The following is a 12,447-nucleotide window of genomic DNA, read 5'->3' as shown; positions in this document are numbered from 1 at the left end:
ATAACTTTCAGAAAATCTAACGTTCATTTACAACAAATACCATGATGAGCAACAAAAAAAAGTGCTCTCTCCTTAGAAGAGAAATAGTTGTAGCTAGTGGGAAAGCAGACATTTAGGGCTACTTAATCAGGCAAATGCCTTTACGATTTATCATCTCATCATTTCAAGTCTTATCCTAAGCTAGGCAGTGTCCTTCACCAAAGTTAAATGTACCAATAATTTCATTTTATGCATAGTAAACGCCTCCTAATTTTTATTTCTTCAAGAATTACATATTACGGAAAAGTTCGTACTCTCTTTCCTTTACCCCTTCCATTCTTCGGGTAATTTCTTTGTTTTTCTCATAAACTTCTTTTGATTCATTTTTTCTAGTAATTGATAATGTAATGAAGAATAAGTTGATCGTCATAAGTTATCACCTCCTTTAAAAAACCTCTTTGGTCCTATACCTCTTGCATGTGATGTAACACAGGTTGCCTGTTCTTTTGGAGGGATTTTTCTTCATTTATCGATCTATCCGTATTGATAAAAACAAAAAATCGCCACAGGCAACCCGTGACGATAAATAACTATATTTAATCGGTCACAAGTTCAGTTAATCAACCTGTGGCGATATACTTATCTATGAAAGAAAAGTAAGTACATTAAGATCGAAAATCTACACCAGTTTGGTCGAATAATTCTATGAAATTAGATTTGCTTAAGAGCATTGATAATGTTGTTACTTTAATCATTTTCTTCGACCTCCCTATTAGTAAATTTGTGATTCTATGGTAATTATATCCACAATTACCAAATGTGTAAACCATTTTTTCCACCTTCTAAAAAGTCTTTATATTCAGAAAAATTAATTTATAATAACGATTAATAAATCATCACCTTAGTCATTAGCAGACCACTCAAGTCTTCTCCTTAACTTGCATCACTAGTGAAGCATTTAGATAAACTTAAGGTCCATGCCTATTTAGTAAAAAGCGCGCTTTTTATGACTCGAACGGATGGTAACTGAGGCTATGAAGCTAGACAATAAAGCTAAGGATTTTGCTTAGCTTTTAAAGATTTAGGCTGTGGTCATGTTTAATGTGGATTTTTGCTATTTGTTGATTGGAGTGAAGGACAGGATAATCGTGCGAAAGAAGCGTGTCAAAGGGAGACCCTTCAGGAGCTTAAGTCGAGCAGGCACTCGGACCACCACAGGAAGAATCGCTTTTTTTAAGAACCGCTAGTTGAGATTTTTAATTATTCTTTCATCTCGGAAAAAGCAAATGACTGCATCGGACACCAATTACATATAACAGAGCCAAAGTTAAAAAATAGGTATAATACACAAAAAAGACTGAAGGCAAACAATGTTACATCTGTTTGTCTTCAGCCTTTCAATCATTAAAGTTCTTCTTGTTCATCTAACTGTTTTTTATAGTTTAACGAAATCCTAAAACAACTGTAAGATCCAACAAGAAAAAGGAATGTTGTTCCCATCATAACCCAATCGTAAAGAGGTTCTTTACCTTGGCCTGGTAAAACAACACCAATATATAGGAAAACACTTGCAGCTAATAAAACAAATGCATAGTTTTTATAATCTGAAACTAAATTGCGTAAGTTTTTTTTCGTCATGTCAAATCACCTACTAGTCATGTCATATATATACAATAACATAGTCTAGTAGGTTCATAATCATGTAATTTTCTCCAATTACCATGGTAAGGATACTAGTGCAGTTCACTATGATTGTTTCTCAGTGTTTACAAAGCCTCTACGATCTTTAGTACCAATTGTGCCGAATGCTTTCCTGCTTGATCTAAGAACTGATCAAATGATATGTTTGATTCTTTTCCTGCGATATCAGATAATGCTCTAATGACAACAAACGGTACATTAAATTGATGACAGGTTTGAGCAATAGCTGCCGCTTCCATTTCACCAGCATGTAGATCATTAAATTTACTACGTATAAATTCCACTTTAGTAGGATCACTTAAGAAAGAGTCTCCAGTTACAATAAGACCTTTTGCCACTTGAATGTCTTCAATTTCCTCTGCTTTTTGTACAGCAATATCAACTAGCTTTTGCTCAGGAAGATAAGCTGCAGGTAAGCCTGGAACTTGACCATATTCATATCCGAATGCTGTTACATCAACATCGTTATGACGAACCTCAGAGGAAATGACAACGTCACCTACATTTAAAGATGGATGAAAGCCTCCTGCAGACCCTGTATTAATAACATAATCAGGTTTGTAACGATCTAGAAGCAACGTTGTACTTAAAGCTGCATTGACTTTACCAATACCTGATTTAAGAAGGACAACATCAACTCCATTATATGTACCCTCAGTAAATTCACAATTAGCAATTACTTGCTGCGTACGATTATCTAATTTATCACGAAGAATAGTTACTTCTTCCTCCATTGCACCAATTATAGCGATTTTCATTTTGTCAAATCCCTTCTTATTATCACTTTGCTCAAAATGTCTGTGCTTGAATGAACACATCGACATTTCTGTTACATGTTAGAGTGTACATATTTAGTGAAGATAAAGCAAGAATGTTCATCATTCTCTTAGCACAGGATCACCATTGGAATCAAATCTATCGTCTGGTATAGTATTTCTGTAGATCATGTTAGGAGTGAAGGAAAAAGGATGAATTTACAATTAGATTTAATTAAAGATAAAGTTGAATTTTTCGAGGCAATAAATGTAAAAGAATTAGAGAAAAAGATTAATGAGCAAATTGTCAATAATCAGGCACTTTTACTTTCCGTACATTCTGTTTCCCATAATGTACATAGTACTCCCGATGGTAGAACGATTTATACAGCAGTTGTCCATTTTAAGGCCTTATAAAGCGTGTGTATATCTAATACTATGTACTAATTTTTCCTTTTCTTATGTGTTATGGACATGAATGAATGTAAAAAATAGGGTTTTTGAACGAAAACGACTTAAGGTTGTATGGAGGGGAAGTGCGAGACTCCTACAGGAGGCTCTCCGTCCGCTCCGCGAAAAAACGAGCAACTGGAGCGGGATTCAACCAGACCAGACACTTGATATATAGCCAAAATGTAAAGGTAGCTATATTTCTTTAGATTTGTGTTTAATAAACATTTAAGGAATTGATTTGCTTATTGGCTAAAACAAATTTTCGTGCACACTAACGCTCACTTTTCTAGAAAAACAAAACAAAAAAACCATCCTCTACAAGCGTATACGAGGATGGTTTTACCATTAATTCAGCTTTTCAATTTTTATTGGCTTCCAGCCTTTATTCTCAACCCATGTAATATATACCTTATATTTAATGGATTGGTCTTTAGGTGAAATAGTCCCTACAGCATCATTAGGTGAACCATTATTACCTAAAAACCATATAATCATATCTGATTCAGGAATACCTGTTGCATAACTTAGGGCCTTCGTCATTTCTGTCCAGTCCTGGCTACCCTTTGTATAGTCTGCAGTGTGAGGCTCGGTTTGTGATGTACCTACTGGTGACCAGCCTGGATTTTCAATTGTTTCTGCTATTTCAGACTCCGGATCTCCTTCTGTAATAATAGCTTGATCTGAAGGGTCGTTCAGTTCTTCTTCGCTACCTTCTTGTTGATCTGGTTCCCCATCACCGTCTTCATCTAGCGTTGATTCCCCATCCGCTTTATTTTCATCAATTTCTTGCTTCTCTTCTTTTGCTTCTGCGTCATTTTTCTCTTCCTCATTCAAGAGCTTGACGTCTGGTTGTTCATTGTACTTTGCTGTTTTTTCAGAGTTTCCTCCAAGAATGAGCTGAGAGCCTACAAATAGAATAAGAACAAGTACAAGACCAATCAATGTATTTAATACTATATTACTTTTTCTTTTTTTATCTCTTTTTTCGAATCGAGAATGATTTAATTCATTATAACTCAATGTACTACACTCCTTTGTCCCTCATACCTTCATACTTCTTCATAAATTTACGTTATTATCTATCTAGTCGTAAATAGTAAGTAAGAAGTTTCAACAAAAAAACGATTAGTTGTAGAATACATTATATACCATGTTCACTCTACGTCAATTTGAACTATTTTTAGCGTCAAAATTCGCAAGTTCATTTACTATATCATAAAAAGCCGCATTTGTCCCAGCTTCTGCACTTGTCGTATCCATTTCGACCACGACAAGTGCGTATTTAGGTTGATCGGCAGGAAAGTATCCAGCGAACCACTTATTATATAATGTTTCATTTTCTTCTGTCATCTTCCCAGTTTGAGCTGTCCCTGATTTACCTGATACCTCGTATGAAGAAGATTGAAACCTTCTTCCGGTTCCTTCTGAATCTGTTACAACTAAGCGTAACAAATCTTGTAGCTTTGCAGCCGTGTAGGCTGAAATTGTATCTTGATTATCGATGTTTTCATTAAATGTAAACATCGTTGTTCCATTTTTATATAATATACTATCTACGATACGAACCGATTCTTTTTGTCCGCCTCTAGCGATTGTGCTCATCATATTCGCAACTGCAAGCGGTGTTATTTTTACATCTTTTTGTCCAATTGCCGTCTGATCAATTGCTCTTGGGACCTTTTTATCATTTTCATCCCCCCAGATTTTCCCCTCTACTTCTTCAGGGAATTGTTCAAAGTTAGTGTAATGAAATACTTCTCCATTCCAACCAATTGATCCTAATAACCCAAGTTTTTCAGCTGTTTCTTCTACCACATGTTCGTTCTCTTCCATTAATTCTTTAGCTAACGTAGTGAACGTATAGTTACAGCTTTTAGCAAAGCTTCGTTCAAATGAAAGGTTCCCATCGTCTTGCCCACCATCATTTTCACCATGTAAATTAAGATTACAATTAAACGTTCTTGTCGCATCATCTAATCCATATTCAATCGCTGCAGCTGAGATGACAGTTTTGAAGATAGAACCTGGAAAAAGAGGACGTAGCATATAGTTCATAAAGGTATCTTCATCCGATCTATCTAATTCTGGCTTACTTACCATAGCAAGCACATCATTCGTTTCAACATCTAGTAAGATGAGTCCTCCTTTTTCGATTTTTTGGTTAGATAAAATCTTTTCTGCAGCTGATTGTATCTCTGTATCTATAGTTGTTTCAATAGTAACTGGATAAAAGGGATTAGAATCAGCAATATACTTAACATTCACTCCAAATAATGGATTTCCATCTCCATCTACATGATAGAGAAGCTTAGTTTCTGCATCAGGTAACAAAAACTCATCAAATGCCTTTTCTAACCCTGTAATCCCAATTTTTGTTTTATAGGACAAGTCCTCTCTATCAGGATATTTTGATCGTAACTGGGTTGCATTTTCACCAGTTATACCTAATACATGCTTTGCGATGTCTTGATCTACAGCTGTTTGCTTATATACGCCAAAAACACCTGGTATGCTTAATTCATTAATTTCTTTTAATTCTTGGTCAGTCAAATCCACTCCCTCTTTTTTCGCTAATACAACAGGCTCCTTCGCATCAACTAAATAGCTTCTTATTTCTTTATCTGATATTCCTACAATGGAGGAGAGTGAGTCGACAGACCACGTAATATCCTTTAAGAAAGGAAATAAAACAAGCGAGGGCTCCGCATCCTCTTTTAATGCTACTCCGTTACGATCAACAAAACGGCCTCTCCCATCATCAATGACAACTTCCTGTGTACGTTGATTTACACTTTCTTGGACTAGGTTAATTCCTTTATCTGTAAAAGATTCTGTGTGTATTAGTTGAAGATCTGCTAGTCTGTATAGATATAAGAAGAATATGAGGATAAATATAATTCCTATTGAAATAAAGCGTTTAGAATGACTCATATGAAGCTCCTTCGTTTTATTTAAGGTGATCCAATGAAAAAGCTCTCCTACTAAATGGCACTATCATATAATGTAGCTGTTTATCGTTTCTACATTCATTTACAGTAGGGCCTTCTTAAGCTCCAGTTTGGTAGATGTAACTCATACATCTAATGTCCCCAGGAGCCTCAAGTATTGATTCCATTCACCTTAACTATAGCTACACTGCGAGAATAAAAGCCTAAGGAAGCCTTTGACAGCCTGGTGCAATAAGACCATATAGAATACTAGGTGTTCTTTTCTTATCATCTATGACCTTGAGGAGCTGAACCTAGATATCAAAGCACTACTCCACCAACGATACGTTTTTAGTTTCCTATACAACATAAAAAACACCTCGTCTCCATTTTCGACGAGGTGTTCATGATCTAAACCTATTTTAGCTAATATTCACGATTTTCACGAGCATTTCTCCACCAGGAGTTTGTACAGTTACTTCATCTCCAACTTTTCGACCAATCAAACTTTTCGCAATTGGTGAATCATTTGAGATTTTGCCTTCAAAAGGATCTGCTTCTGCGCTACCTACGATTGTATACGTTTCTTCATCACCAGCAGGAAGTTCAGTAAAGGTCACTGTTCTACCAAGCGAAACAGTGCTTGTATCAGCTTCACCTTCAATAATTTTAGCATTTCGAATCATATTATCTAAAGTCGTAATTCGACCTTCTACAAAGGCTTGTTCTTCCTTAGCGGAATCATACTCGGAGTTCTCAGAAAGATCACCGAAGCTACGAGCGATCTTGATACGTTCGACAACTTCTTTACGCTTAACCGTTTTCAAATATTCAAGCTCTTGCTCTAGCTTTTCTTTACCTTCTTTTGTCATAGGAAAAACTTTTTCTTGTGCCATGTTTATTCCACTCCTTCTTGTAGACTGTCCCTGTCGTACTGAGTCATTAATAAAATCGTTTTTCTATCTCTTGATATATGTTAAAAAGGTGTATAAGGTTAGCTAAATCTAATCTAAACAAGCAAATGATAGATGATCTTTAAATTACTTTGCTGCTTTAAGTAAATGAATGAAATTGCCCCCCTAAGAAGACTAGTGGTATCTATTCTTCTTAGACTCGTATATTCATGAAATAGAACCTAGTCTATTACCTATTCATTATACCCGTTAGTAACATTCTTTTTAGAGAGCCCTACTATAAAAGAATAAAGTTGTCTTAAAATATGTAAAAAAGTAAGGGCAAAAATCGTTTGCCCCTCCTTCTCCTCAACCAAATGTCGATATTTAGAAAGACTTTTTTCAGTATAACATCGTTAAAAAAGTTTATCACTTTCCAAAACAACAGTTATTTAGAATAGAGTCTATAGAAATAGCTAAAAAATGACTTATACATAATATGAACACAGTAGACTTTATCTATGCTATGTTATTACAAAATGGCGTTTAGTTCAAGAATTGTTTGAATTTTTGTTACCATTAAATCAATTGCTACATGATTTTGTCCGCCTTCAGGGATAATAATATCTGCATATCTCTTCGTTGGTTCAATAAACTGATTATGCATTGGACGGACAACAGTAAGGTATTGTTCAATAACAGAGTCAATTGAACGACCTCTTTCTTTAATATCTCGCAACAGTCTTCGGATAATTCTTAAATCAGCATCTGTATCCACGTAAAGTTTAATATCCATTAAGTCACGCAGGCGCTCATCTTCTAAAATTAGTATTCCTTCTAGAATAATAACATCCTTCGGCTCAACTACTATAACATCCTCAGATCTCGTATGCAATTTATAGTCATAAACAGGCTTATCAATCCCCTTATGCGAAAGCAATGAATGAAGATGATCTATCAATAAGTCATTATCAAATGCCAGTGGATGATCATAATTTGTATTTAATCTTTCCTCAAAAGGAAGATGCTTTTGATCTTTATAATAATAATCCTGCTCTAGCATTAAGATAGAGTGACCCTTAAAATGCTCATAGATTGCTTTTGTCACACTTGTTTTACCAGAGCCAGAGCCACCTGCAACTCCTATTACAACCGGTTTTTTTGCCATAGGTTTTAGAACCCCTTTCGCATCATGTTGTTCGTGAAGACCGGTTTATCTACTTTGAATTTCACAATTTGTAGTGGATGACGTGCTGCATCTAGCTCGTTTCCTTCTTCATCCCAAATCTTCTCTATTGTTTGTGTAAAGTTCTCAATCTCAGGTCCGAAAAATTCAACTAGTTCGCCTGGCTTGAAGTGGTTTCTTTGCTGTAAAGTGACCATACTTGTTTCAGGGTCATAATCTAATACTAGACCAACGAAATCAAACGTTGTTTTCTTACTATGAGTTCCGAACATTTGTTGTTTAGAGCCTGGCACACTTTCGAAGAAGGCAGAAGCCGTTTCACGGTTCGCACACTTATCAAGCTCTCTTAACCATTCAGGATCAATTTTAAAGTTCTCAGGATCGGCACAGTATGCATCAATTACTTTTCGGTACACGCTCACTACTGTTGCTATATAATGTATTGATTTCATTCTTCCTTCAATTTTCAAACTATCAATACCTAGTTCAATCATTTTAGGAATAGATTCTATTAGGTTTAAGTCTTTAGGACTCATTGCAAACGGCGCATCTTTTTCATCAAATAAAGCCACTTCGTTATTGTCCTGTAGCTTAAATAAATCATAATCCCAACGACATGATTGACAACATCCACCACGGTTAGAATCACGTGCCGTCATATGATTACTTAATGTACAACGACCAGAATAAGCAATACACATCGCACCGTGGATGAATGCTTCAATTTCAATATCTACTTTTTCTTTCATTTCTTTTATTTCTTCTGCACTTGTTTCACGTGCTAAAACTACTCGCTCAAGACCTTCTTCTTTCCAGAATTGAACAGCCTTCCAGTTTGATAGAGATTGCTGTGTACTTAAATGCACTTCTAATTTAGGTGCTACACGACGACATGTTTCAATAATTAGGGGATCTGCTACAATTATTCCAGCTACTCCTGCTTCCTGTAACCCTATTAAATACTCATCTAGTCCGTCCATATTTTCATTGTGAGCAAAGATATTTGTTGTTACATATATTCTTGCACCATATTTGTTCGCAAATTGGACACCTTCTGCCATTTCAGCTTGTGAAAAGTTGTCTGCATTAGAACGTAAACCATATTCTTGTCCACCAATAAATACAGCGTCAGCCCCATAATGTACAGCAATTTTCAATTTTTCAAGGTTTCCAGCTGGTGCTAGCAATTCAGGTTTTTTCGTAATGACTCGCTTCCCATCTACTATTGTTGATATTTTATCTGCGATTGTAGTCATTGTTTTCACTTCCTTACATTGTGTGTTTTTACTATTAATAAACGGTTTCCTTGAAGAAGAATCCTGTATCTAACGGACGGTTTTTAGCTTGTAGCTCTTCAATTTCAGAAAGCAAGCCTTCCTTTATTTCCTCGTATTTATCTTGATCAGCAATGTACGTATCAATGGCTAGACGATATTTCTTAGTTACGTCAAGAATGTACTCTGAAGTTTGTAGGATTCCATCAATCTTGAAACTATCAATCCCTGCATCGATCATTTCACCAAGCTCATCTATAATACACATATCATTAGGACTCATAATATGGGTTCCATTAGCATCCTCAAAGATTGGATACTTATTATCACGTTCTGGATCAAATAAAAACATCGCTTCTTCTTGATCTCGATTTTCAATTTTCAATGCTTTTCCTTGATACTCAAAGTAGTTACCTAATAAGGAGCGTTTAGATTGGAACATACAAGTCATCCCATGTACTTGTACTTCGATTTCTACTTCTGCGTGTTCTTTTGTTTCAACAATTGCATCCATACTCAGTTCACGAGCAAGGACAGCACGCTTAGATCCTTTTCTTCCCCAGTAGTTACACGTATGCCAGTTTGTTGCAGTGGTTTCAGTATTCCAATGTAATTTCATAGATGGGGCAAATTCTTTAGCCATCATCAGTACAGCAGGATCACCATAAACAACCGCATCTGCTCCCGCTTCCGAAGCAAACGTAAGATATTCTCCAATTTCTTCAACTAATTCATTATGGAAAATAGCATTCATTGCTACATACACTTTTTTTCCGTGCTGATGCGCAAGAGCGATCGCTTCTTTTACTTCTTCTCTAGAAAAATCCCCCGCTAGGCGTAAACCAAACTTTTGCTCACCAATGATAAATGCATCTGCTCCAGCATCAATAAGAGGAACAATTTCGTCAACTTTTTTTGGTGTTACCAATAATTCCGGTTTCTTCACTTTTAAACACCTCTAACCCTTTCAATTCTTCTTGTAACTGCGATCCCATCACCTACAGGGATCATTGTTGTTTCGTAGCCTTCTTTTGTAAATAACATTTTATTGTATTCATCGAGCTTTCTTACAAGCGTACGTTGTCTTCTTGTTTTTAGTAATGATCGATCCCTTGCTACTGTGCCTTTAAAAAGCACATTATCCGTGTAGATAACACCATTCTCCGAAAGAATGGGTTCATATAGTTCAAAGAACTTTGTATACTTTGCTTTTGTCGCATCTATAAAAAAAGCATCGAATTCCCCATGCTGCTTTATCTTCTCAGAAAGTAGTAATGCATCACCGAGATATAGTTTTATTTGATGATCAAGCCCCATATCTTTCACGTGGATCTTAGCTTGATTATAGCGTTCTTCATCTAACTCAATTGTCACTATCTCAGTCTCAGGTAATGCTAACGCCATTCGTATTGCTGAATAACCGATGGCAGTCCCAATTTCAAAGATTTTCTTTGGTTGTTGCATTTTTAATAATAAAAGCAACACCTCAATACCTGGTTTTTCCATAATTGGAACACTGTTCATTAAGGCATATTCTTCTATTTTTGTAACATACGGAGGCCTATCAGGAATTAGGTTCTCTATATACGTTAGTACATCTTCACTTAACATGATTGCCCTCCCAATTCGCAAACATCTTACAGATCTTTCTCTATTTTTATCTCGATTTAGTGTGTCATTCTTACTTATTAATCGTCAAAAACAAACTATAGTAATGAAAACATATATAATAAAGAGTCCATATCTACCTAAAAAGAAGAGCCCCAAAAAATGAGAACTCTTTTGTCGTCTTTTATCAAATCTAGTCATTCTATAACAACTCGATATATTTTACCACAACAAGAAAGGGAATGCGAATATTAAATTCACCCTCCCTCCTAGTTAACGACAGCAAGAAATTAATTACTGATTTGTAATATGTGTGTTTTTCTCTTTATTATGTTCATCTAACGTTTTCGTAAAGATAACTTGTCCTTCCTTCGTTGCAAGGAAGTATAAGTAATCTGTCTCTTCTGGATTTAGAGCTGCTACCATGGACATTTCACCTGCATTCGCGATAGGTCCAGGCGGAAGGCCAGTCACTTTATAGGTATTATAAGGAGATTCAACCTCTAAATCTGCATAAAGAACACGATCTTTATGCTCACCTAAAGCGTATAAGACAGTTGGATCTGTTTGAAGCATCATGTCTTTATCTAATCGATTATAAAATACACTTGATATTTTTTCTCGATCCGCTTTTGCTGTTGCTTCTTCTTCAATTAATGAGGACATAGTCACAAACTCGTGTATAGTCATGTCTTTTTCTTGAATTTGAGCGTAATATTTTGTGACAACCTCATGCATTTTACCTATCATTGGTTCTACTATTTCCTCTATTGTAGGATTTTCCGTATAGTAAGGATACGTTGCTGGAAATAAATACCCCTCAAGAGCATACTTTACTTTTTCACTAAACAAATCATTAGTAAGAAGGTCCGGATACTTATCCCTCATCGCGTCAATAAATGTCTTGTCAGTAAGTTTTTTAAAGATATCTTCCTCATCGTAGGTTGTGTTGTTTGCAATAATAGATGATATTTCTTTCAATTGACGACCTTCAGGTATGGTTATTTGTAAAGCTACTTCTTCCATTACCTTTCCCTTTTTCAGACTTAAAATAATGTCGTCAAATGTCATTGATTTTTTCAGCTCATAATCACCAGCTTGAAAATCAGATTCATTTTTGAATTTGATGTAATATTTAAAGATACGATCATCTTTTATGAGTTGATTTTCTTCTAAAATTTTCGCAATCATTGATACCGATGATCCAATTGGAATCGTGACATTAACTGTTTTTTGATCTGCTGGATCTACAGGCTGTAAAGCAGATTTTATATATAAATAACCGCCCCCAATTAATCCTGAAAAAGCGATGACTAAAAGAATAAAAACGGTCAATACAATTTTCCGGACAACCTTTGCCTCACTTTGTTTCTCTAGAAGTTTTTTACGAAAAGAATCCTTCTTTGAATCTTCTTTCATATATATCCTCCTCTCATCCCAACTATTATACTACAATGTTCTAAATGATTCGGCAATTTTTTCAATTCTTTTCATATCGGGAAGGAGAAATTAGTTCCATTTTTCTAAAAGATCTTTACTGTGCTTTTAAATCTTTTAAGAAGGTTTATACACTAACTCTAGTCCTGCTACTCATTATGGCTATTCGCATCAAATTTTTCAGTAAAGCTTGCTTAGAAGCGAAAAAACACCTTCCTTCCTTTAAACAATAAA

General features: G+C 35.5%; 12 protein-coding genes. 1 reads left to right on the top strand and 11 read right to left on the bottom strand.

The genetic code is table 11. The features are described from left to right. Positions 1 to 268: 268 nt before the first annotated feature. The 3 genes from A9C19_RS05980 to mtnN form a co-directional block, all read right to left on the bottom strand. Positions 269 to 409 carry a YrzI family small protein gene (locus tag A9C19_RS05980; RefSeq protein ID WP_083584297.1) on the bottom strand — a complete coding sequence of 47 codons (141 nt, stop codon included), beginning with the start codon at positions 407 to 409 and terminating at the stop codon, positions 269 to 271. A 974-nt stretch (positions 410 to 1,383) separates the two neighbouring features. Beyond that, a complete protein-coding gene (locus tag A9C19_RS05975; RefSeq protein ID WP_072579095.1) occupies positions 1,384 to 1,617 on the bottom strand; it encodes a YrhC family protein in 234 nt (77 codons plus the stop codon). 128 nt (positions 1,618 to 1,745) lie between these two features. After that, positions 1,746 to 2,438, bottom strand: coding sequence for a 5'-methylthioadenosine/S-adenosylhomocysteine nucleosidase (gene mtnN / locus A9C19_RS05970; protein WP_072579094.1), 693 nt, complete (start codon positions 2,436 to 2,438; stop codon positions 1,746 to 1,748). A 210-nt stretch (positions 2,439 to 2,648) separates the two neighbouring features. On the opposite strand from mtnN, the gene A9C19_RS05965 reads away from it, so the two are divergent. Beyond that, complete coding sequence (locus tag A9C19_RS05965) at positions 2,649 to 2,852, top strand: DUF2536 family protein (RefSeq protein ID WP_072579093.1); 204 nt, start codon at positions 2,649 to 2,651, stop codon at positions 2,850 to 2,852. A 381-nt stretch (positions 2,853 to 3,233) separates the two neighbouring features. Here A9C19_RS05965 and A9C19_RS05960 read toward each other — a convergent pair whose 3' ends face one another. The 8 genes from A9C19_RS05960 to mltG form a co-directional block, all read right to left on the bottom strand. After that, positions 3,234 to 3,908 carry a YrrS family protein gene (locus A9C19_RS05960; RefSeq protein ID WP_072579092.1) on the bottom strand — a complete coding sequence of 225 codons (675 nt, stop codon included), beginning with the start codon at positions 3,906 to 3,908 and terminating at the stop codon, positions 3,234 to 3,236. A gap of 144 nt (positions 3,909 to 4,052) precedes the next feature. Continuing rightward, positions 4,053 to 5,819 carry a peptidoglycan D,D-transpeptidase FtsI family protein gene (locus tag A9C19_RS05955; RefSeq protein ID WP_072579091.1) on the bottom strand — a complete coding sequence of 589 codons (1,767 nt, stop codon included), beginning with the start codon at positions 5,817 to 5,819 and terminating at the stop codon, positions 4,053 to 4,055. 418 nt (positions 5,820 to 6,237) lie between these two features. Further along, on the bottom strand, positions 6,238 to 6,711 hold the full coding sequence (gene greA, locus A9C19_RS05950) for a transcription elongation factor GreA (RefSeq protein WP_072579090.1): 474 nt from the start codon (positions 6,709 to 6,711) through the stop codon (positions 6,238 to 6,240). A 529-nt stretch (positions 6,712 to 7,240) separates the two neighbouring features. Further along, complete coding sequence (udk, locus tag A9C19_RS05945) at positions 7,241 to 7,876, bottom strand: uridine kinase (protein WP_072579089.1); 636 nt, start codon at positions 7,874 to 7,876, stop codon at positions 7,241 to 7,243. A gap of 5 nt (positions 7,877 to 7,881) precedes the next feature. Beyond that, entirely contained in the window at positions 7,882 to 9,150 is a 1,269-nt protein-coding gene (locus A9C19_RS05940) for a peptidase U32 family protein (protein WP_072579088.1), read from the bottom strand. Positions 9,151 to 9,184: 34 nt separating this feature from the next. After that, complete coding sequence (locus A9C19_RS05935) at positions 9,185 to 10,114, bottom strand: peptidase U32 family protein (RefSeq protein ID WP_072579087.1); 930 nt, start codon at positions 10,112 to 10,114, stop codon at positions 9,185 to 9,187. Between the two features lie 2 nt (positions 10,115 to 10,116). Beyond that, a complete protein-coding gene (locus A9C19_RS05930; RefSeq protein WP_072579086.1) occupies positions 10,117 to 10,779 on the bottom strand; it encodes an O-methyltransferase in 663 nt (220 codons plus the stop codon). Positions 10,780 to 11,070: 291 nt separating this feature from the next. Beyond that, positions 11,071 to 12,195, bottom strand: coding sequence for an endolytic transglycosylase MltG (gene mltG / locus A9C19_RS05925; RefSeq protein ID WP_072579085.1), 1,125 nt, complete (start codon positions 12,193 to 12,195; stop codon positions 11,071 to 11,073). Positions 12,196 to 12,447 lie beyond the last annotated feature (252 nt).

The sequence above is a fragment of the Bacillus weihaiensis genome (genome assembly GCF_001889165.1).
In the GTDB taxonomy this organism is placed as follows: domain Bacteria; phylum Bacillota; class Bacilli; order Bacillales; family Bacillaceae; genus Metabacillus; species Metabacillus weihaiensis.
This window is presented reverse-complemented; position numbering and strand designations above follow the sequence as displayed.

Excerpts from the sequence above, each read along its gene's own strand:
- greA (WP_072579090.1), bottom strand. The coding sequence starts at position 6,711 with ATGGCACAAGAAAAAGTTTTTCCTATGACAAAAGAAGGTAAAGAAAAG.
- A9C19_RS05965 (WP_072579093.1), top strand. The coding sequence starts at position 2,649 with ATGAATTTACAATTAGATTTAATTAAAGATAAAGTTGAATTTTTCGAG.
- mtnN (WP_072579094.1), bottom strand. The coding sequence starts at position 2,438 with ATGAAAATCGCTATAATTGGTGCAATGGAGGAAGAAGTAACTATTCTT.
- A9C19_RS05940 (WP_072579088.1), bottom strand. The coding sequence starts at position 9,150 with ATGACTACAATCGCAGATAAAATATCAACAATAGTAGATGGGAAGCGA.
- mltG (WP_072579085.1), bottom strand. The coding sequence starts at position 12,195 with ATGAAAGAAGATTCAAAGAAGGATTCTTTTCGTAAAAAACTTCTAGAG.
- A9C19_RS05975 (WP_072579095.1), bottom strand. The coding sequence starts at position 1,617 with ATGACGAAAAAAAACTTACGCAATTTAGTTTCAGATTATAAAAACTAT.
- A9C19_RS05955 (WP_072579091.1), bottom strand. The coding sequence starts at position 5,819 with ATGAGTCATTCTAAACGCTTTATTTCAATAGGAATTATATTTATCCTC.
- A9C19_RS05980 (WP_083584297.1), bottom strand. The coding sequence starts at position 409 with ATGACGATCAACTTATTCTTCATTACATTATCAATTACTAGAAAAAAT.
- udk (WP_072579089.1), bottom strand. The coding sequence starts at position 7,876 with ATGGCAAAAAAACCGGTTGTAATAGGAGTTGCAGGTGGCTCTGGCTCT.
- A9C19_RS05930 (WP_072579086.1), bottom strand. The coding sequence starts at position 10,779 with ATGTTAAGTGAAGATGTACTAACGTATATAGAGAACCTAATTCCTGAT.